General features: G+C 46.6%; 18 protein-coding genes. 8 read left to right on the top strand and 10 right to left on the bottom strand.

The window, feature by feature from the left end:
* The first annotated feature begins 124 nt into the window (after positions 1–124).
* The 3 genes from LN893_RS18185 to LN893_RS18175 are packed head-to-tail and all read left to right on the top strand — an operon-like array spanning position 125 to position 1,505.
* Positions 125–478: a hypothetical protein gene (locus tag LN893_RS18185; RefSeq protein ID WP_229972574.1), complete on the top strand. Its 354-nt coding sequence runs from the start codon at positions 125–127 to the stop codon at positions 476–478.
* 47 nt (positions 479–525) lie between these two features.
* The gene (locus LN893_RS18180) at positions 526–711 is read left to right on the top strand and encodes a hypothetical protein (RefSeq protein ID WP_229972572.1); all 186 of its coding nucleotides are present in this window, start codon (positions 526–528) and stop codon (positions 709–711) included.
* On the top strand, positions 711–1,505 hold the full coding sequence (locus tag LN893_RS18175) for an SPFH domain-containing protein (protein ID WP_229972569.1): 795 nt from the start codon (positions 711–713) through the stop codon (positions 1,503–1,505). Before LN893_RS18180 ends, LN893_RS18175 begins: the two co-directional genes overlap by 1 nt.
* A gap of 330 nt (positions 1,506–1,835) precedes the next feature.
* Here the strand turns inward: LN893_RS18175 and LN893_RS18170 are convergent, their stop codons facing one another.
* Positions 1,836–3,122 carry a UDP-N-acetylmuramoyl-tripeptide--D-alanyl-D-alanine ligase gene (locus tag LN893_RS18170; RefSeq protein ID WP_229972566.1) on the bottom strand — a complete coding sequence of 429 codons (1,287 nt, stop codon included), beginning with the start codon at positions 3,120–3,122 and terminating at the stop codon, positions 1,836–1,838.
* Between the two features lie 171 nt (positions 3,123–3,293).
* On the opposite strand from LN893_RS18170, the gene LN893_RS18165 reads away from it, so the two are divergent.
* Together LN893_RS18165 and LN893_RS18160 are read left to right on the top strand one after the other, a co-directional pair.
* Positions 3,294–5,537: a T9SS type A sorting domain-containing protein gene (locus tag LN893_RS18165; RefSeq protein ID WP_229972564.1), complete on the top strand. Its 2,244-nt coding sequence runs from the start codon at positions 3,294–3,296 to the stop codon at positions 5,535–5,537.
* Complete coding sequence (locus tag LN893_RS18160) at positions 5,537–5,941, top strand: hypothetical protein (protein WP_229972562.1); 405 nt, start codon at positions 5,537–5,539, stop codon at positions 5,939–5,941. The genes LN893_RS18165 and LN893_RS18160 overlap by 1 nt, the downstream gene beginning before the upstream one ends.
* Positions 5,942–6,041: 100 nt before the next feature.
* Here LN893_RS18160 and LN893_RS18155 read toward each other — a convergent pair whose 3' ends face one another.
* The 3 genes from LN893_RS18155 to LN893_RS18145 form a co-directional block, all read right to left on the bottom strand.
* Entirely contained in the window at positions 6,042–6,812 is a 771-nt protein-coding gene (locus LN893_RS18155) for an amidohydrolase (RefSeq protein WP_229972560.1), read from the bottom strand.
* Positions 6,813–6,911: 99 nt separating this feature from the next.
* Complete coding sequence (locus LN893_RS18150; RefSeq protein WP_229972558.1) at positions 6,912–8,063, bottom strand: methionine aminotransferase; 1,152 nt, start codon at positions 8,061–8,063, stop codon at positions 6,912–6,914.
* Positions 8,064–8,115: 52 nt separating this feature from the next.
* Positions 8,116–8,703 (bottom strand): uracil-DNA glycosylase family protein, encoded by a 588-nt coding sequence (locus tag LN893_RS18145; protein ID WP_229972556.1) that lies wholly within the window; start codon positions 8,701–8,703, stop codon positions 8,116–8,118.
* 169 nt (positions 8,704–8,872) lie between these two features.
* Here LN893_RS18145 and LN893_RS18140 point away from each other — a divergent pair, with 169 nt between their 5' ends.
* Complete coding sequence (locus tag LN893_RS18140; protein WP_229972554.1) at positions 8,873–9,430, top strand: hypothetical protein; 558 nt, start codon at positions 8,873–8,875, stop codon at positions 9,428–9,430.
* Between the two features lie 82 nt (positions 9,431–9,512).
* On the opposite strand, the gene LN893_RS18135 is transcribed toward LN893_RS18140, so the two are convergent.
* The 5 genes from LN893_RS18135 to mfd form a co-directional block, all read right to left on the bottom strand.
* Positions 9,513–9,914, bottom strand: a complete 402-nt coding sequence (locus LN893_RS18135; RefSeq protein WP_229972553.1) for a hypothetical protein — start codon at positions 9,912–9,914, stop codon at positions 9,513–9,515.
* A gap of 200 nt (positions 9,915–10,114) precedes the next feature.
* Positions 10,115–10,981, bottom strand: coding sequence for a hypothetical protein (locus tag LN893_RS18130; protein WP_229972551.1), 867 nt, complete (start codon positions 10,979–10,981; stop codon positions 10,115–10,117).
* 167 nt (positions 10,982–11,148) lie between these two features.
* Positions 11,149–11,562, bottom strand: a complete 414-nt coding sequence (locus tag LN893_RS18125) for a response regulator (protein ID WP_229972549.1) — start codon at positions 11,560–11,562, stop codon at positions 11,149–11,151.
* Between the two features lie 25 nt (positions 11,563–11,587).
* Positions 11,588–14,653, bottom strand: a complete 3,066-nt coding sequence (locus LN893_RS18120; RefSeq protein WP_229972547.1) for a PAS domain-containing sensor histidine kinase — start codon at positions 14,651–14,653, stop codon at positions 11,588–11,590.
* Positions 14,654–15,444: 791 nt separating this feature from the next.
* Complete coding sequence (mfd, locus tag LN893_RS18115) at positions 15,445–18,816, bottom strand: transcription-repair coupling factor (RefSeq protein ID WP_229972545.1); 3,372 nt, start codon at positions 18,814–18,816, stop codon at positions 15,445–15,447.
* A 333-nt stretch (positions 18,817–19,149) separates the two neighbouring features.
* Between mfd and LN893_RS18110 the strand changes: the two genes are divergently transcribed.
* Both LN893_RS18110 and LN893_RS18105 read left to right on the top strand, forming a co-directional pair.
* A complete protein-coding gene (locus LN893_RS18110; protein WP_229972543.1) occupies positions 19,150–19,632 on the top strand; it encodes a hypothetical protein in 483 nt (160 codons plus the stop codon).
* A gap of 196 nt (positions 19,633–19,828) precedes the next feature.
* Positions 19,829–20,032, top strand: coding sequence for a hypothetical protein (locus LN893_RS18105; RefSeq protein WP_229972541.1), 204 nt, complete (start codon positions 19,829–19,831; stop codon positions 20,030–20,032).
* A gap of 86 nt (positions 20,033–20,118) precedes the next feature.
* On the opposite strand, the gene LN893_RS18100 is transcribed toward LN893_RS18105, so the two are convergent.
* Positions 20,119–20,649, bottom strand: a complete 531-nt coding sequence (locus LN893_RS18100) for an REP-associated tyrosine transposase (RefSeq protein ID WP_369427701.1) — start codon at positions 20,647–20,649, stop codon at positions 20,119–20,121.
* Between the last annotated feature and the right edge of the window lie 36 nt (positions 20,650–20,685).

Here is a 20,685-nt window from a genome sequence, read left to right as displayed (position 1 = left end):
ATACTCAGCCGCTGCTATATTGCAAACCGTTGTGCTTCATAAATATAAAAATTGAAAGAACATGGATGCGAGAATTGCAATAAAGATAATGTTATGGCTAGTTGTAGCCATAACGATTTTTCACATGGCTATTCTTTTCAAGGTTATTCCCTATGAGATTACATGGGGCGGACGATTAAAGAGCGATTCTGAGATGTACTTGTTCGAGTCAGTGTCTTTAGCAATCAATCTTTTTCTGGGTTTAATTCTTTTGATAAAAGGAGCTTATGTGAAGCAGGTTTTACCCCTGAAAATTGTGGACATTGCTCTGTGGGCATTTCTGGTGTTGTTTATCTTAAACACCATTGGAAACATGGTAGCAGAGACAAATTTTGAGAAATTCTTTGCAATTATAACACTCGTTTTCGCCATTCTGATTTGGATTATTCTGAATAAAAGCAAAAAACTACCAACGCACAACAAAACCTATACTGCATAATCGCACCATAGCTAACCCGCTAATACGTCATATAACATCATCCACCCATGAAACCGCAACTCCTCCTGATCCTCCCGCTGCTGCTAGTAGATATCCTTACCTTTTCAGAGGTGGCAGCGCTGATGCGGGAACCTTCTGATATGGCAGTGGCTGGTGGACTACTGCTGCTGGGTCTGCTGATCGCTGTTAATATTGTAGCTACCCGATACATCATTTCCAACTATAAATCCTAATGAACAGATCTGTTTTCACCCTGATCACCGCCTTTGTGCTTATTATCTTTTTCTCTATTGTGGCTGCGCAGTCCTGCACGCGCATAGACGCAGGCCACGAAGGCATTTTGGTTAAACTATACGGTACAGATAAAGGTGTGCAGGACGTGTCGCTGGTAACAGGGCGCGTGTGGTACAACCCTTTAACCGAAGATGTTTTTATGTTCCCGACCTTTGTGCAGACGGTGGACTACAACGCATTTACTGTAAACGCCAAAGACGGTTCTGTTTTTACGGTGGATCCGACAATCTCTTTCAGAGTGATTGCAGGAGAGAGTCCCAGAATCTTCGGTAAGTATCGCAAAGACATAGAGCAGATCACCGAAACAACGCTTTACAACTACACCCGCGATGCTTTCCGCATCCAGTTCAACCAGTACAGCACCGACAGCATTATTTCTAACCGCCAGTCCTTTGAAGATAAAGTGCAGATAGCCTTGGGTGAGTCGCTTAGAAAAGAAGGCTTTGAACTGGAGCAAATGACAAGCGGGCTGCAGTATCCTGACGAGATTGTGAAAGCCGTGAACCTGAAAAACCGTGCAGTACAGCAAGCGATGCAGGTAGAGAATGAGTTAAAGGTGGCCGAAGCGCAGGCCCGTAAGAAAATAGTAGAAGCTGAGTCCGAGGCAAGAGCAAACGAACTGCGCCAGCGCACGCTTACACCGTTGCTAATTCAGCAGCAGTTCATTGAGAAATGGGACGGCAGAACACCGCTTTACGGCAATTCGCCTACGTTTTTCAAGAATGTAGAGTAGAGTCTTCTTTAATTAGAAATTAGAAATTAAAAATTTGATATTAACAGGAAAGGCGCGGGAGTAATCTCGCGCCTTTCCTGTTAATATAGAAGTAAATCTCATCCTCGAAGCTAACCTTGTAGGGAAAAAGGCAAAACATGCCGCAAGTTTAGCGATAGCGCAACTTGTGGTTGTAAATGATGCCAGTTTGTAAAGGCGTAGTTATGAAAATCATGAAATCCCGCCACGCAAGTTAAAAACTTGCCTCATGAAAAGCTCCATGTTGAAAACTTGAAGCATGCTTTTGAGGGTATAGAGTCAAAAGTAGTAAGTCCTTGTTTTAGCTGTATTTTATAGCACCTCCAGCAGCGTTTCTAAGCCCATGCCGCGCGATCCTTTTATCAGCACATAGCTTTCGGAGACAGGGTGCTCCTGCAGCCACTTTGTTAGTTCAGGCTTCGTGGCAAAGTAAAGAAAGCTGCTACTAACCTCCGAGGCATATTTCATGTCTTTGCCGCAAACCAATACTGCATCAAAGCTCTGTTGTGCCACAACTTCTCCCAACGCACGATGCTCTGCGGCACTTTCGGCTCCCATCTCAAACATATCGCCCAGTATCACAATCTTCCTGGCTACTTTCATGCCGCCGAAGTTACGTACAGCGGCGGCCATAGAGGTAGGGTTGGCGTTGTAGGCATCCAAAATAATAGTATTGCTGCCTTTCTGAAGTACCTGCGAGCGGTTATTCACAGGGCTATAGTTGGCAATAGCGGCATTGGCTTTTTCTAGCGGCACGCCAAAAAATTTACCGATACAGGCAGCAGCAGCCATATTCTCGTAATTGTAGCTGCCCACAAGCTGAGTGCTTACCTCGTTGCCTTCCTCATCGCGATACACCACGTAAGGCGATGCCTCCAGCAGTTCGCTGTGGTAAAAATCAGCAGTGGCAGGGAAGGTTATTTTGTTTTGGATGCGGCGGCTCATGCGCATCAAGTGCTCGTTGCCAGTGTTTATAAAAACGGTACCGCCGTGCTCATCGAGGTGCAGGTACAGTTCGCTTTTGCCCCTGGCTACACCCTCTAAACTGCCGAAACCCTCTAAGTGTGCTTTGCCGATGTTGGTGATCAGGCCATGTGTAGGTAGGGCAATGCTGCTAAGCAAGGCTATCTCTCCGATGTGGTTAGCACCCATTTCAATAATCGCCATTTCGTGTTCAGGTTTCAGGCGTAGTAGCGTAAGCGGCACCCCGATGTGGTTGTTCAGGTTGCCTTGCGTGTAAAGCGTGTTAAATTTCTGGCTCAGCACACTATATACAAGCTCTTTGGTGGAGGTTTTGCCGTTGCTGCCTGTTATGCCAATCACGGGTATACTTAGCTGCCGACGGTGGTGGCGCGCCAGGTCCTGTAAGGTCTGCAAAGTATCTTCTACCACAAAAACATTATCGGCAGCCATAGCAGGGTCATCTACTACAGCATATTTCGCTCCTTTCTCCAAGGCCTGAAGCGCAAATTTAGCGCCCTTAAAGTTGGGCCCGTTCAGGGCAAAAAACAGGCTTTGGTCTTGCTCGGCACGGGAGTCGGTGCTTACGTGGCGGCATTCGGAGTATTTTTGGTATAGAAAGTCGGTGCTGTGTGGCATGAAATGCGTAATTTTATCTTAATCAGATGCTACAATACGTGCTGCAGGCGTTACAGAAGAGCCGCAGCCGCCATGGCAATATACATCCAAAACAGCAATTGCGGTAATTTAGCTGTTTTCCTACAAAATATTTCTGCTGGCCCTGTTAAGGACCAGCTGCTTTAACTATTTATGAAGATACTGTTTGCGCTTTTACTTACTTGCTGTGTTTCCCTTGCCGGCACTGCTCAGGCTCCGCTACAGTTTAAGTTGCGCCATAACGTACCTGTTTCTACAGCCGCAGGAGCCTTGGCTATGCCCTGGAGCGGCGGACTGAATACCCCACAGTTTTCTTCTATAGATTTAAATAAGGATGGGCAGGAAGATTTGTTCATCTTCGATAGGATGCAGAGAAAAGTTTTTACGTACCTGGCCGTGCAGGAAAACGGGCAATGGCGCTACCAGTATGCTCCTGCTTATGAAGCTTTTTTCCCAGAGGGGCTGGAGCAGTGGGTGCTGCTACGCGATTATAACTGCGATGGCCTGAAAGATATTTTTACCAGTAGCCCGCTCGGCATACGGGTTTTTAGGCAAGAGGCAGCAGCACAGGGGCAGCTAAAATTTACCATGTCCGAAGACGCCCTTTACTATAGGCGAAATGGCAGAGAGATTAACATGCAAATGCAAGCCATCGATATACCTGGCATTGTAGATATGGACGGTGACGGTGATTTGGATGTGCTGCTGACGGAGTTTTCGAGTGGGTATACGATGGAGTATTATCAGAACATGCGGGTAGAGCAAAACCTGGATTGTAACAGCTTAACGTTTGTGCAGGCAACACACTGGTGGGGGCAGGTATCGGAGTGCGACGGCTGCGGTAAGTTCGCCTTCAATCAGGAGCAGTGTTCAGAGCTGGAGGGAGGCAGGTTGCTGGCACCTATGCACTCGGGGCACGACGGAAGTTCGTTGCTGCCCATAGACCTGGATGGCGATGGTGATAAAGATTTGCTGATGGGAAGTGTGATGTGCGCTAACCTGATGAAGCTAGAGAATATCGGCTCTGCCATGGAGGCCCTTATTGGTAGCTCCGAAAACTCTTTTCCTGCCAACACACGAGCCGCCTCTTTCAACCTTTTTCCTGCTGCCTATTACGAAGATGTTACTTTCGATGGAGTGCCCGACCTGCTGGTTGCGCCTAACAGCTACGAAAACGAGGGAAACGTAGAACTGCAGCAATCGGTGTGGCTCTACAAAAACAATGGAGCAGAACACCTCCCTGACTTTGAGTATGTACAGGACGATTTTCTGCAGGGCCAGATGCTGGATTTGGGAGAGGGGGCTTTTCCTGCTTTTGCAGATCTGGATGGTGATGGCAAACTGGACATGCTGTTAGGAAACCATGCCTCCATTAGAGAAGGAAAGTATACGGCAAGCCTTAGCTACTATAGGAACACAGGCAGCAGCACAGCACCTGCTTTCACATTGGTTACAGATGATTACCTGCAACTGGCACAGCAAGAATTATTAGCCATAAAACCTGCTTTTGCTGATTTTGACGGTGATGGTGTGCAGGACCTGGTACTGACGACAACCAGAAAACAGGATGGCAGGACAACGATCAGCTATATCAAAAACGTAGGTGGATTAAACAATGCCTTTCAGCTTAACACCAGCGCAATGCAATTGCTCTTAACTGTTGAGGCTGGCGATGCCCCAGCCTTTGCTGACATAGATGAGGACGGTGACCTGGATATACTGTTAGGGAAAAGCAACGGGCGTTTAAGTTTATTTCGAAACACAGGAAATGCAGCTTCGGTAAATTTTGTACTGGAAAATGCTTCCTTTGGCGGCATCGATTTCGACTTCTTAAAAAGAAACCTGTACCCGACGGTTGCAGACATGGATGGAAATGGGCGACTTGACCTGCTAACAGTGGATGACAGCGGTGTAGTGAATTTTTACAAAGACTTTACCCGAGACTTACAGACAGAACTTGTACCTGCAACAGCACTTCTGGAGAACGAAATAACAAAAGAGGTAGGAGCTACTCGCTTTGGAAAGCAACTAAGTATAAGTGTGGCTAGCTTAGGCGGAAAAGACAAGCTGTATGCTGTGGTGGGTACTCAAGGAGGCGGTTTGTATTTATTGGAGCAAACAGCTGGCTACACAGCAAGCCCAGGCGAATCAACCGAAAGCCTGGCGCTGGAGGTATATCCAAATCCATCTGGTAAAGGGCAGCGGGACGTGTTTCTAAGAGCAGCTGTACCTGTTGCTTTTGCTGTATACGATGCTGTTGGGAGAAAAGTATTGGGGAGTGAGGTGGTCAGGACCATTCATAATATGAGTAACCTAACCCTGCAGGCGGGAATGTACTTTGTGCGCGCTACTTCCAGAGACGGGCACCAGGAAACCAAAAAACTACTAGTGCAGTAATGACGGAAAAAGCTTTTTTATACTTACAAGTAACGAAAGCGGCAGCAGGTATAGCATATGATCTGCCGCTGATAAAGTGGGTGAAAACGCATTATCCAGATGCGGCCGTGCTGGATGCCGACCTGCAGTCAGATGAAATAACGCTGCACTACGCCAGGCGCTTGCTTCAGCAAAATTCCAGAACTATAGTATGCTTCAAGGTTGAAGCACCTGATGTGCCTATTACTGGCTTTATGCCTTTGCTGGAGGAGATGCTACAACCACAAGAGCAGCAACTAGTACTACTTTGGGGAGAACATTCGCAACTGCAAAGGATTTTCCAGGCAAGGCCGCAGTTACAGTTTAAAATATACCTGGAGGAAGAGGAGGTGCAGGAAGAAATAAAGAGTTTCTATGCTGGCTAAACCACTACGCTTTACAAGAGGTGTCTTGCCTACTCTGCTCAGCAGCCTTGGACTCGTACACTGGTAGGAGCCTTGACAGTGGCAAGAGATAATCTAAAAATCAAATTGTAAAATCATCCGCATCTAAATGTGCTGGAAAGGCTTCTCTAAACTCAACGAGTTCTTTTTTGCTCAGCGTGAGTGTATGGATACCTTCTTGCTCTACTGTATCTAATAGCCTATGGCCTTTAGGGTGAATGATGGCAGAATCGCCTGAGTAAGGATGGTTATTTCCGTCAGTGCCGACACGATTTACTCCTATCACATACGCCACGTTTTCGATAGCCCGGGCTTGCAACAAAGATCGCCATGCTATACTTCTAACTTTCGGCCAGTTCGCTACATAAATGGATAAATCATATGCATTGCTTTTGTTGCGGCTCCAGACAGGAAAACGGAGATCATAACAAACCAGTGGGCAAACCTGCCAGCCTTTCAACTCTACCAACAGCTTTTCTTTTCCTGCTGTATAAGTATGGTGTTCCTTCGCCATCCGGAAGAGGTGCCGTTTATCATACTTCTCGAAAGTTCCATCTGGCCGCACCCATAACAGGCGGTTATAGAAGTTATCAGCCTCTTTTACTATGACGCTTCCTGTTACCACAGCATTATGCTGCTGTGCTGTCTGCTGCATCCACTGTAGGGTTTCGCCTTCTGGTGCTTCGGCTAGTTCTGCAGCGTTCATACTAAAGCCTGTGGTAAACATCTCTGGGAGTACGATCAGGTCTGTAGCAGGGGCGGCAGCGGAAAGTTTTTCAGAAAACATACGCCTGTTTTGTGCAGCATCCTGCCAATGCAGTGCAGTTTGTACTATAGTGACGCGTAAATCCATTTTTTGATTCGATAACTGTTAATCGTTGTTCGTTACTTGCAAGAGTATAGAAGGTTTACCTTAATACTGTAAGACCTATCTTTTGTCTTATATCAAAAGCTACAGTTTCACCAGTCTTTCTGCCGCCTGTTGCAACGTATCTTCTCCTTTAGCGAAGCAGAAGCGCAGGTATTTATGGTCGGTTTTGTCGTGGTAAAAAGCAGAGACAGGTATGGCAGCTACGCCTATTTCCTGTGTCAGGCGTTTCGCGAAATCCAAGTCGTACTCATCGGTGATGGTATCATACTTTGCCAACTGAAAATAAGTGCCAGCCGAAGGTATGAACTGAAAACGAGAACTCTGAAGCATCTCACAGAACAAGTCGCGCTTTTGCTGGTAAAAGTCGGGCAATTGGCGGTAGTGTGTTTCGTCTTCCATGAACTCGGCAATGGCAAGTTGCAAAGGAGTAGCGGTGCTAAAAGTGATAAACTGGTGCATCCGACGCAGCTCCGTTGTAAGGGCGGGTGGCGCTATCACATAACCTACTTTCCAGCCTGTGGTATGATACGTCTTCCCAAAAGAAGATACTACAAAGCTACGCTGGCGCAGCACTGGGTGCTGCGCCAGCGCACTATAATGCGCTTGCCCGTCAAATACCATGTGTTCGTATACCTCGTCGCTCAGAACAAGTATGTCTGTTCCTTCCACCATGTTTGCCAGCACGTTTATATCTTGCTCAGACATAACGGCACCTGTTGGGTTATGCGGCGTGTTGATGATAATAAGGCGGGTACGGGAGGAAATGCGTTTGCGTACCAAATCCCAGTCGACATGGAAATTTGGGAGGGCAAGCGGTACATAAATTGGAGAGCCGCCGCACAAACGTATGGCAGGAGCATAGCTGTCGTAGCAGGGTTCCAATAACACCACCTCATCTTCTGGTTTTACAACTGCCGTGATAGCCGCAAACAAACCTTCTGTAGCGCCAGAAGTTACTGTTATCTCAGTATCCACATCTGGGCGGTAACCATACATTTTCTCAGTTTTTACGCTTATTTTCTCCCGCAGCTGTAGTACGCCTGCCATAGGCGCATACTGGTTAAAGCCGTCCCGCATGTATTTTGCCACCATTTCTACCAACGCCTCAGGGCAATCGAAATCGGGGAAGCCCTGCGATAAATTTATAGCCTGGTGCTGGTTGGCTAAGCCAGACATAACGGTAAAGATGCTTGTGCCTACATCGGGCAGTTTACTGGAGGGGTAACTGATCATAAAGGTGTTGTACTTGTATAGGAAGTTTTAAGGTGCAACGGATATTTAAGTTTTAAGTTAATGAAAACGCAGCAGAGACCAAGCTTTTTACTTCTGGCACAGCTTCAGCCTCAAACCACGGATGGCGTTTCAGCCAGAACTGGTTTCGTGGCGAAGGGTGCGGCATAGGCATGTACTGCGGCAGATATTGCTGCCAATTAGCCACGGTATTGGTTAGGGAGCCTTTAGCTTTTTTGCCCAGAAAGTAGTCTTGTGCATACTTGCCAACCAGTAAAGTCAGCTGCAGGTTGGGCAGCAGCGAAAGCAACTGCTGGTGCCAGTGCTGAGCGCACTCGGGGCGGGGCGGCAAATCTCCGCTTTTACCCTTGCCAGGGTAGCAAAAGCCCATCGGAATGATGGCTACTTTTGAGGCATTATAAAAAACTTCGGGTTCTAGACCTAACCACTGCCTAAGGCGTTTGCCGCTCTGGTCGTCCCAGGGTTTGCCGCTGGCATGTACTTTAGTGCCTGGAGCCTGCCCTACGATCAGCAGCCTTGCCGAAGCCTCTGCCCGCAGCACAGGGTTTGGCCCTAATGGCAGGTGCGCTTCGCAGAGGCGGCAGGCCCTGATCTGCTCTAACAAATTTTCTAACACAGTCATATCCTCCTAAATATGCTGCAAGTTACAAAGTATTCTAATTAGCCTCTCGCCTCAAAACCATCGCTAAAGCTAGCGATTACTTTTTAGCAGATTCACATCGAAGTTAAACCAATGGCTTCTGCTATAGTATAAGCAGATTAGTATGTACAAGCGTAATTTATTAATAATAATGATAGGGTGGCTGCTGCCACTGTGCGTGTTGGCGCAGGATAGCCTTAAGAGCTACAAAAATGCATTCACCGTGAAATTGTTCGGCATGAGCCTGCATTTGCGAGAGAGCCCTTACCCAGAGATTTTTCCTAAACGAATTGATGACAAAGGTTATCTAGTGCTCAATGTAGGCGGTATAGTTGGCTACGAACGTTTTGTAGTGCGCGATGCTATCAGTGTACGGGTAGAGCAAGGTATTTATACTGATTGTGCTGCCTCGCTGGCTGGTTTTACACACATAGGGTGGCGTGGCCGTATTTTCGAAAAAGGCAGGCACTCCCTTAATGGCGGCATCGGTCCTACTTTAGTTTACCGCCGCGACTGGAACAGGATTGATGGCTATGAAGATGATGGCTACTTTAACCGTAGTGGCCAGTGGCAGTACAAGTTCTATTGGTATGGCGGCGAGTTTGAGTACAATTATAAGCTAAGCGAACAAACAGATTTTTCTGCGAATTTAGTACCAGGGCTGCCCGAACTTATATCTGTTGGAGTAGGGATTAGGCGCCACTTCTAATTAAAAAACCCTTCCCGATTAAACCAGGAAGGGCTTTTGTATGTGCTTTATCTAAAAATTAAGTCAAGCTGAAACGCGCTCATTATCTGTTGCCGCGTCTGTTTCGTCTATCGTCTCCATTATAATGCCTGTATCGGTTCGGATGCGGCATAAGATCGTCTTGGCTCCAGCGGTCGTCTGCATGCTGGTTCGTCTGGTTAAAGTCTGCTTCGTGGTGACGGAATTCTGGATGTTGTGGTCCTCTTCTGTACTGCTGACGAGGCTCATTTGGTCTCCAGTCTTCCATGCCGTGCTGGCCTGGCTCATAGTTGAACCTGCCGCGGTCGTCGTAGAACCGAGGTTCCCTGTTTCTATGGAGCGGCACTGGCTCATCCCAACGGCTTTTGAAATCGTTGAAGTTTTCTTCGCGGGAATTTCTGGGCCTTACGTTGAAACGCTCATCTCTCGGATGCCGTGGTCTGTGGTTATGTTCCTCGTGGCGCATATGCTTTCAGGTTAAAATTCACAAATAATACAACGGGTGCTTACTTTCTGTACGCGAGGTAGGATAGGATGTTTAAAGGTACATCTGAGTAAGCCAGAACATAAATATAACAATCTTTAAAAAATAAAGCCAGCACTTGGCTGGCTTTATCTCTAAAATTAATCTACTACCAAATCTACCTAATATATTTTTTATACGCTTTATCTTCTATAACGTTGGTTTCTGTCGGTGTTGTTATAGTTCTTATCTTCACCTGAGTCTGATTCGTCAGCCCAACGCGGACCACCTTCATAACCACGGTCTTCGCTGCGGTTGTAGCCATTGTCAAAGCCACGTTTGTTATCGCGGAACGGTTCTGAACCATAACGCTGGCGGCTGCTTACATGGTCTTGGCGGTCGCGGTCGTTTCCGTAGCTGCCCGACTTGCTGCGGTAATCAGGATCATCAGAATGAGCAATGTCGTTCCAGGTGTCGCGAATACCATCACCCATGCGGTCGAAGAAGCCTCTGTCGTCATTCTGTGCTCTTCTGTCCTCGTCTGGCGTGTATCTGTTTTCACGGTACCAGTTATGCGAGCCGCTGCCATAGCGGTAATCTGTTTCCTTGTAACGGCTACGGCTACCTGGGCCTTCGCGGTGCGGACGATCGTTCGGGTTTACAGGCTCGTTAAAGTTACCTGGCTGCTGCCCTCCTGCATTCCCTTGTTGGCGATGGCTATCGGTGGTGTGCCTGTCGCCATGGTTAATGTAATCCCGCTCATTACGGTAGTGGCTGTTTTGCGTGCTGCCGTAGTGGTCGTCCAAATGGGCATTCTGGCCTTGGTTATAAGCGCTGTTGCTACTGCCACCCTTGGTATAGCTGTTGCGGTCTCGGTCCTGAGCACCACGCTCGTTAGGGCCTGTGTGGAAGTGGTTTCCTTCGTCCCAGCTTCTGGCGTTTTCGTCTCTGTTATTATCCCGAGACTGTTGACGCATTTCCTTATCCTTGTTATAAAGGTCGCGGCCTATCTGCTGGTTATTTCCCTCTCGGTGTTCAGTATGGTTGTTTTCTTTATTTCTATCTCTCATTAGTTTGTTTCATTTAGTGGTGTTGTACATTTTGTATGTCCCGCTAACACGGGTTATCTATTTTTACGCGTGTTAGCCGACTATAGTTAGCTTTAAGTGCTTAAAAGAAAAGGCACTGCAGTTATTACTGCAGTGCCTCCTGATGATTTGATCTAAGTTTATGTGTTCTAAGAAAAATATTCACCCACTATTTCACGTACATCGGCCTCGGTTAAAGGCTTAGAGTAATGCTTGCGTACATCTGGGTACTTCTTAAGTTTCTCCAAGTCGTAAAAGCTTGCCGATGAAGTCAGCATAAGCATGGTTGTCTGGCTTTTCTGATAATCAGGGAAGTGCTGGTAATCCTCTAGAAATTCAAAGCCATCCATCACCGACATTTTAATGTCTACAAAAATGAGGTTAGGAGCAGGGTGATTCGAGTCTCCTGCAAAAGCCTTTTGTAGATACTCCAGTGCTTCTTCTCCGTTTGTTACAACCTGTATATTGGCATTGGGCTGCATACGACTAAGTAAGCGATGGTTGAGATAGTTTGTTGTCTCATCGTCGTCAATCAGGAGTATCGTGTTGAGTGGTCTCGTCATGCTTTAAAAGGGTAAAGTAATGCCATTATTCCTTTTCGTATGCAAAGTAAAGGAAAAAGGTGGTGCCTTCGTTTAATTTACTGTCTATATTAATGTAACCGCCGTTATTTGTCAAGAGCCTGTTCACAATATATAAGCCCAAACCAGATCCGTTTACATGGTTATGAAAGCGTTTAAACATTTGAAACAGTTTATTGTGATGTTTGTTTATGTCTATGCCCAAGCCATTGTCCTGTACTTTTAGCTCTATATACTCTCCTTTATAAGATGTGCTTAAATGTATTTTAGCAGTGCGATCGTGTGAACGGTACTTTATGGCATTGCTTAGCAGATTATAAAAAATGCTTTTTAGGCTAGATTTAGTAAATGGAATAGAAGATACCTGGCTAAAATCTGTGGTAACCTCAGCTCCAGACTCCTTCAACACGTCTTGTATGCTAACCTTCACATCTTCTGTCAACTCGTTCAGGTCTATCTGCTCAAGGTTCTTAAGCTTCTGCTTCTGAATTTTTACTACCTCCGATAATTCGTGTATGGTGCTGTGGAGTTGCTTGAGCGATTTGTTAAACATGGCAATCATGCGAGGGGCATCTGGGTCTTTAAACTCAGTATGTTTCGTCAGTTCCTCAAAGATGCCAGCCATATTTACAATTGGCAGTTTCAGATCGTGTGAGGCCGTGTACACAAAACTATCCAGGTCCTGGTTGGTACGCTGCAGTTCCAGGTTCTTCTCTACCAATTCTTCTTCGGCCCGCTTATGGTCTTCTATATCGGTGCAGGTGCCAAACCATTTTACAATGTTGCCATTATCGTCGCGCATCGGAATGGCTTGGCCTAAGAACCAGCGATAGCTGCCGTCTCGTCCGTTCTTGAAACGGTATTCTATCTCATAATAATCGCCTGTCTGCAGCGAGTACCGCCACCGTTCCTTTGTTCGCTCCTGGTCATCTGGGTGTAATATTTCAACCCAGTTTATGCCTTTGCTTTTTTCTAAAGACATTCCTGTGTATTCTACCCAACGCCTGTTAAAATAGTCGTGATTTCCCTGCTCGTCTGTTGTCCAGACCATTTGCGGAATAGACTCGGCCAGAAACCTGAATTGCTTTTCAGATTCCTGTAGCTGTTCTCTCAGCATTTTCTGGTCGTGGAGGTCGGTGGCTGTGCCAAACCATTTGATGATCTGCCCTTCACTGTTGCGCATAGGCTCAGCACGAAGCAGGAACCAGCGGTAAGTATTGGCTTCCATATCTTTGAACCTGACTTCAAAATCAAGGTTTTCGCCAGTAGATACACAGTGCATCCAGGTATCCATCAGGGCTTGAGCCTCATCAGGATGTATGGCAGGCATCCAATTTAGGCCAAGAGAGGTCTCATCCATTTTGGTATACTCGTACCAACGGTAGTTCGTATAGTCGATGTAGCCGTCTGGGTTGGCGCTCCATACCATCTGAGGTATTGATTCTATCAAGAACCTGAATTTCTTCTCGGATTCCTCTACCTGCTCACGGAGTGCTTTTTCATCTTCAATGTCGGTGTGGGAGCCTACCCACAAAGCAATTTCTCCCTCGCTGTTATAAGTGGGCACACCACGGGCCAGAAACCAACGATAAGTACCGTCTTTGCCTACTTTCCACCTGTTCTCGTCGGTAAAGGGCTTGCCTGTTCGCACAGATTCTAGCCACTTATTTTTGGTCCGTTCATAATCGTCAGGGTGTATAAACTTCTCCCAACCCCATGCCTGCAGTTCTTCAAAAGTAGAGCCTGTTAAATCGTACCAGCGCTGGTTGTAATAATTAAGGGCACCGTCGGGAGTAGCTGTCCAGGTCATAAGCGGCAGCGACTCCATTACCTGTTGCAGCCTGCTCATGGTTGTGGCAAGCTCCTGTTCTACTCGCCTTTTTTCAGTTATGTCTAACATGGCGCCTATCAAGCGCACAGCGTTGCCATCCTCATCACGAATAACATAGCCCTGGTCTAAGATTCGCTTGTAAGTGCCGTCTGCACAGCGAAAGCGATATTCGTCCTGCCATTTAGTTTCGTTACTGTTAATTACTGCATTAATAGAAGCTTTAACGCGATCTAAATCTTCGGGCCGAACACGGGTGGTCCAGGAGTCTATAGTCGGTTCAATCTCTTCTTCTGAATAACCAAAACAGGTTTTAAAGCCCTCGTTCCACCAAATGCTGTCATCCTTCAGGTTCCAGTCCCAAACAACATCGTTGGTGACCATCGCTACCCGTTCAAAACGCTGTTTGCTTTCTTTTAGCTGTTTTTCCTGCTCTTTCTGCTTGGTTATGTCTACCAACGATCCCATCATTCGGATAACAGAGCCTTGCTCGTTGTATATAATGTAGCCGTGGTCTGCTATCTCCACATAGGTGCCGTCTGCTCTTTGGTAGCGATACTCGCCCGTCCAGGTTTTCTTCTTCTGTGCAATCGTATCGTTGATGTGCGCCCGCACTGTAGGGTAGTCGTCTGGGTGTACCAGCCTGTCCCATGTATCAGCGGATACCTCTAAGGGCGTATGCTTATTGCCATAAATATCTCTGTAAGACTCACTCCAGACAAGCTTTTGGCTAGATACCTCATACTCCCAGGTGGCAGCGCCTGCTGCTGCAGACATAAGCTTAAGGTGGTGCTGTGCAGATTTTGCCTCTTGTTCCGTTCGTTGCTGTTCCGTTACATCGTGTGCCTCATGTATCACATATTCAACCTCCCCGAATTCATTTAGCACAGGTTTGCTGCTTAGTTTCCAGTAGCGCTTTTCTATGCGGTGTCCGTTGCCTTGTGGGCGTGCAATGTCGTAGCGTATAACGGGGCTTGCACAAGCTACTTTATGCTCAATAGCATATTTTACAGTATAGTCTGGAGAGTATTCTGGTCTGCGCATTCCTGTGCCCGTTCTCTCAGGAAAGGCTTCAAGAAGCGGCTTGCCTACGATGTCTTCGCGGGTGGTGTGGGTTACCTGAAGGTATGCATCGTTCGCAGCTAAAATAATGAGCTCTGGCGAAAAAAGGATGATCTGCCCTGGCAACACCTGAAAGAGTTGTTCAAAGTTGATGTGCGTCTGCAGCGCCAAAGTATTGTTCATTAGGTACTAACATTATAGTGCAACAACATCAGGTAACGCCTTCTAGACAGCTTTTTGTATGCACAGCTATCTTTCTGTGACCTGCGCTAATTGTAGCGAATAAACCAAGGAAAGAATATGTATGGCTTCTATCTTTTGCTAAAGTGGAGTTTTTATAACCGTTGGCAGCACAGTAAGCTAAGGCCTGAACCATACATTATATTCCCCTTTGCTATATAAATGTAATATAAATATGTTTTTCTTTAAAATAAACTATAGCTAACCTGTGGATGCGGTTTTTTTATCAATAAAGGGGTTTTAGCCTCTGCTGCTATTGAGTTCCTGTGCCAACGCTTTCGCCTTTCGCTTAGCCAGCACAAGTCTTGTAATCTCGATAGCTGAAATCAATACGCCTTCGGAGTTGCCGTTGTTGTCGAAAAGCGGCTGGTATTTGAAGTTAAAATAAGCCTCCTATCAATTGCCATACAGGTAGGGATCTATGGGAGCTCAGAACTACTCAAACGTACTATTTCGCCTTTATGATATACCTGATTTGGTCAACAAATCTTCAATGCCAATGTCTAATAGCTCGGGACAGGTTAATGGCATGCAGGTACGCATTTGTGACAACTACTAAATACGTATAGCAAGGAGCGTGCGGGAAATGGATCCTAGGCCACTATGGTGAAGTAGCCGCACAAAAAAGCCAGTTCTTTTACCAGGTTAAAAGCCGCTGGAAAAAGAACTGGCCGAATTCACTAACTAACTATAACTATGCTCGAACTATGCTCACTTAAACTGCTGAACAGAGCTTAGGCAGATACTATTTCTTTTATGCCAAACCCTTCAAACACCTGCCTCGCATCTTTTATACTTCGGATATCCTCCACCGTCACAATCAGCTTTTGCTTGGAGTCCTTCAGTCGTGAGCGACGCGAATGCTGCTGCACATACTTCAGTATGTTGCCAAACGTATCTGATTGGAAATAGGCATCGTTGTTTTCGGACGGAATGTAGCCCTTCATCACTTCTTTTTTAATGGTGAGCTTCTCAAAGCCGAGTTGCTGTGCCTGCCAGCGCAGCTTTACAATATCCACCAGCTTCTGCACCTCTTCGGGCAGCGGGCCAAAGCGGTCTACGATGCTGTCGCGGAGTTTCTCCAGCTCCTGCAGATCTTTGGTGCTATCGAGTTTGCTGTAGAGGTTCAGGCGCTCCGATATATTGCTCACGTACCAGTCTGGTATCAGCACTTCCATATCGGTTTCGATGTTACACTCCAGTACAGGCTCTATAAACTGCTCCAGGTTGTCTTTCAGGAACAGATCCTTGAATTCTGTTTCTTTCAGTTCTTTGATGGCATCATCTAAAACCTGGTGGTACATCTCAAAGCCAAGGTCAGTGATGAAACCGCTTTGCTCGCCGCCCAACAGGTTACCCGCTCCACGAATATCCAAGTCGCGCATCGCTATTTTAAAGCCTTCGCCCAGATCGGAAAATTCTTCGAGCGTACTTAAACGCTTACGCGAATCAGAAGGCAAGCCAGCTACAGGAGGCGTTAGCATATAGCAGAAAGCCTTTTTGTTAGAACGGCCCACACGGCCGCGCATCTGGTGCAGGTCAGAGAGGCCAAACATGTGCGCTCGGTTAATGATGATGGTATTGGCATTCTCGATATCCAGACCAGACTCGATGATGTTGGTACTTACCAGCACATCGTACTCACCGTTCACAAACTTCATCATGCGTTTCTCCAGCTTCTCTGGCTCCATCTGCCCGTGGGCATAGGTTATTTTGGCATCGGGCACGAGGCGCAGAATCATAGAGGCTATTTCTTCAATATCCTTCACGCGGTTATGCACAAAAAACACTTGTCCGCCGCGTTTCATCTCGTACACAATGGCATCTCGAATTAAAGCTTCATCAAATACATGCAGCTCAGTTTTAACTGGCTGGCGATTTGGCGGTGGCGTGGCGATTACGCTCAGGTCGCGGGCACCCATCAGCGAGAAGTGCAGCGTGCGCGGAATAGGCGTGGCGGTAAGGGTGAGGGTATCTACGTTCACCTTCATCTCCTTTAGCTTCTCCTTCGTCTTCACCCCGAACTTCTGTTCCTCGTCAATAATCATCAGGCCGAGATCTTTGAACTTCACATCTTTGCTCACGATGCGGTGTGTACCGATGAGAATATCTACTTTGCCTTCGGCTACACGCTTCAGAGTGTCTTTGGTATCTTTGGTGGTTTTAAAGCGGTTGATGTAGTCTACAGTAATAGGAAACTGCTCCAACCTATCGCGGAAGGTGCGGTAGTGCTGCATGGCCAATATAGTTGTCGGCACCAGCACGGCCACTTGCTTACCATCGCAGGCAGCTTTAAAGGCAGCACGTATGGCTACTTCTGTTTTACCGAAGCCCACGTCGCCACACACCAGGCGGTCCATCGGGTGCGGTTGTTCCATGTCGGTTTTAACGTCTTCAACTGCTTTGCCCTGGTCTGGAGTGTCTTCGTAAACAAACGACGACTCCAGCTCTGCCTGCAGGAAACCATCACGGCTAAAGGCAAACCCTGGCGCTGCTTTACGCTTCGCATACAGGTTGATTAGCTCGGCCGCAATGTCTTTTACTTTGCTCTTTACCTTCTTCTTTTTGTTTTCCCACTCAGGCGAGCCCAGCTTGCTCATGCTTGGCGGGCCGCCCTCTTTGCCGCTATACTTGCTTATTTTGTGCAGGGAGTGAATACTGACGTACAGCAAATCATCGTCGCGGTACACCAGGCGGATAGCTTCCTGCAAACGGCCTCCAACCTCCACTTTCTCCAGCCCCGCAAAACGGCCGATGCCATAGTCTACGTGCGTTACGTAGTCGCCAGGTTGCAGCGAACGCAGCTCTTTCAGCGTCATTGCTTTGGTTTTGGAATGCCCTTCCTTTGCCTTGTGCTGGTAGAAACGGTCGAACAGCTGGTGATCGGTGTAACAGGTGATTTTCAGCGTCTGGTCGATGAAGCCTTCGCGCAATGAGATGGGAAGGTGCTGGAAACGCACGTCATTGTCCAGCTCATCAAAAATCATGGTGAGGCGGTTGATCTGGCGTGGCGAATCGGTGGCAATCAGGTTCACAAAGCCATCGCCCTGCTGCTCGTGTAGGTCTTTCACTAACCGTTTAAAATCTTTGTTAAACGAGGGCTGCGGCTTGGCCTGAAACGTTATGGATTCGGCCGTTTTAAAGTGAAAGCGCTTGCCAATTTCTACAGTGTTAAAATTGTCGAGGAGCTTTTTAAACTGCTTTTGCGTCTGGAACAGCTGCTCTGGATCGGACACAATCTGGGTGCCGCCGCTGCCTGCCAGCATTTTCTCGAAAGCAAACGAAGCCTTATCAAAGTATTCGTCAATCACGTCCAGCGTCAGGCGGATATCTTTAAACCAGAGATTTGTGTTAGTGGGCAGGTAGTCCAGGAAAGCCTCACGGGTTTCTTGGAGCAGCTTCGTCTGTACGTTTGGTATAATTGAGATCGCCTTCTTCGTCTCCACGCTCAGCTGCGTGTCAGGGTCGAAGGTACGTATACTTTCAATCTCATCGCCGAAAAGTTCGATGCGGTACGGCAGGTCGTTGGCGTAAGAATATACGTCTACAATGCCGCCTCTCACCGCATATTGGCCTGCCTCGTAAACAAACTCGGTGCGCTCAAAGCCATACTCTGCCAGCATCTCACTCAGGAAGTTGGTATCCAGCTTTTCGCCTACCTTGGCTCCCAAGGTATTTTCCACCAACGATTTTCTATTGATTACCTTCTCCGTCAGCGCCTCAGGATAGGTCACGATCAGTTCGCCTTTGCCTGTTTTCTGGTTGAGGCGGTTGAGCACCTCGGCCCGCATGAGAATATTGGCATTCTCGGTATCGTCGAAACTATAGGGGCGTTTGTATGAGGTCGGGAACAGCAGTACCTCCTTCTCATCGCCCAGCAGGTTCTTCAGATCAGTAAAAAAATATGCTGCCTCTTCTCTGTCGTGCAATACAAAGAGTTGGTGCTGCTTGTTTATGGTATAAACCGCCGAGGCCAGTACAGCATCCAAACTGCCAGCCAAGCCTTTCAGTTGCAGGCGGTACGCTTTGTTTGCCTTCAGCCGTTCGGCTATCGTTTGCACCACACTGTCGAGGCGGTATAGCTCTAAGAAATCTTTAACTTTCAAAGTGTATTCGTTTTAAGACACAAGTATGCGTACAAAACACGCAAAACAGCTTTAAACGATAGCCATATTACTCGCTATTGCCTAAAGCTCTTGAACTACGGGTTTTGTCGGTTATAGTCCTTCTTTACAAAGATACTATAAGTTAATGTTTTATCAGAACAGGAAGGAGAGGGAGAAGGTTGCGAAGTGCCTGCGGCAATTAAGAATTAGAAATTAAAAATTATGAATGTGTGTAGCCAAGCGTTATGTTTTTCATAAGCTTCTGGCTGAACTGAAAAGTATAAAATGCTTAGATCCTAGAGGAATTAAAGGGGATTCGCTATATATTGTTGTATGAAACAACCTACTCTTCGATATAAAACGCATAGACCATATTCTGGAGTAAAAATGTGTGCCATTATAATGTTCGTTGGAGGGGTTTTAGTAGTGTCATCTGCACCATTTATAGGATTTGCTTTTATGATTTTGGGGATATTTCCTTTCATCATGTACGAATTTATTGAATTTGATCTGTATGGTGGGCTATATCGCGAGGGAATATGTATTGCAGGTATGGCTTTCGGAAAAGCGAAGCCTTACCCTAGTGTGCATTTCATTTACCTAAAGCGAAACAGAACTATTTACACAGATGAGGGTACGGCAGGAATATCTACTTCAAGCTTTGTAACTTTTGATGGTTATCTTAGAATGGCTGATGGTTATACAACTTCTTTAATGTCTGTAGGAAAGAAAGAGAAGGCTTTAAAGCTGTTACAACAGATGGCGCATGACTTACAGGTAGAGATGAGGGATTTAACAGAAGCGAAGTTATTGTAACAGAATTTTCAGGCTGTAAGTTTAGTGACACGTCCCCATGCCGCAAGTTTAGCGCTAGCGTAACTTGTGGCTGTTCATGAGGCAAGTTTGTAACTTGCGTTTTCCAAAGTTTTACTTTCGCAAGTCACAGACTTGCTGCCGTAATCAGCCACCTTTACCGCTTCGCTCAAACTGGCGGTATGGTTAGTTTAGAAGTATGATCTCGACCATGCCTTTTTCTCCCCCGCTCTTTCGGATTTGCAATCCGAAAGCACTTACTGCGAGGATTTGTAATCCGACCTCCAAAGGCTGTAGCTTCAGAAACAGCGAAACACTACAGGAGAAGCTAAAGGAGCGGATTATAAATCCTGATAATAGTTATTTTCGGATTGCAAATCCGAAAAAGCGGGAGGCGATGTAAAATAGGAGGGGGTGAAGGGGAAGCAGCAGACTTCAAGTTTGAAAAGCAACAAAGCTAAAGTATAAACAGGCTATACAGATAGCGGTTTATTCCAGCAACAGCACATCCAACAGTCCTTTTTGTCCCGTATAATTCAGCGCGGAACTATAGAGGTAATGTTCAGGAGCTGCTACTATCTCCGCAACTACTGGGTTTTGGTGGATGTACTGCAGTTTTTGTTCCAGAAAGGCATTGGTGTGTAGTTCTTTGGACTCGTTTCCTTCCTGCCAGAATTTATAGTTCTTTGTTTTTGTATCGTTTGCCGCTGCATAGGAGAAGCGGTTCAGCAGCCATTCTTTGCGGCTCTCGTTTTCTTCCTGAATCGCTTTAACAATGGCTTTACTGGAAAACTTTTTAAAATCGCGGAGTATGTCTGAAAGCTTCTTGCCTTCCGCCGCGCCTGCAATCAGATGGAGGTGGTTGCTCATCAGGCACCAAGCGTATAGCTCAAGCCCCTTGTGCTGCTGGCAGTATTTCAGAGAATCAACAAGAATGTGTTTATATACTGGGCGTGTGAATATGTCTACCCAATCTATAACAGTAAGTGTGAGGTAGTATAAGTAGCCCTCGTATGCAATGCCGTCAACTTAAGGATTTACAGTACTGGTCTTTTA

This window comes from Pontibacter harenae, assembly GCF_020907245.1.
In the GTDB taxonomy this organism is placed as follows: Bacteria; Bacteroidota; Bacteroidia; order Cytophagales; family Hymenobacteraceae; genus Pontibacter; species Pontibacter harenae.
Note: the sequence above shows the minus strand (reverse complement) of the source record. Positions and strands in the feature narration are given on the sequence as shown.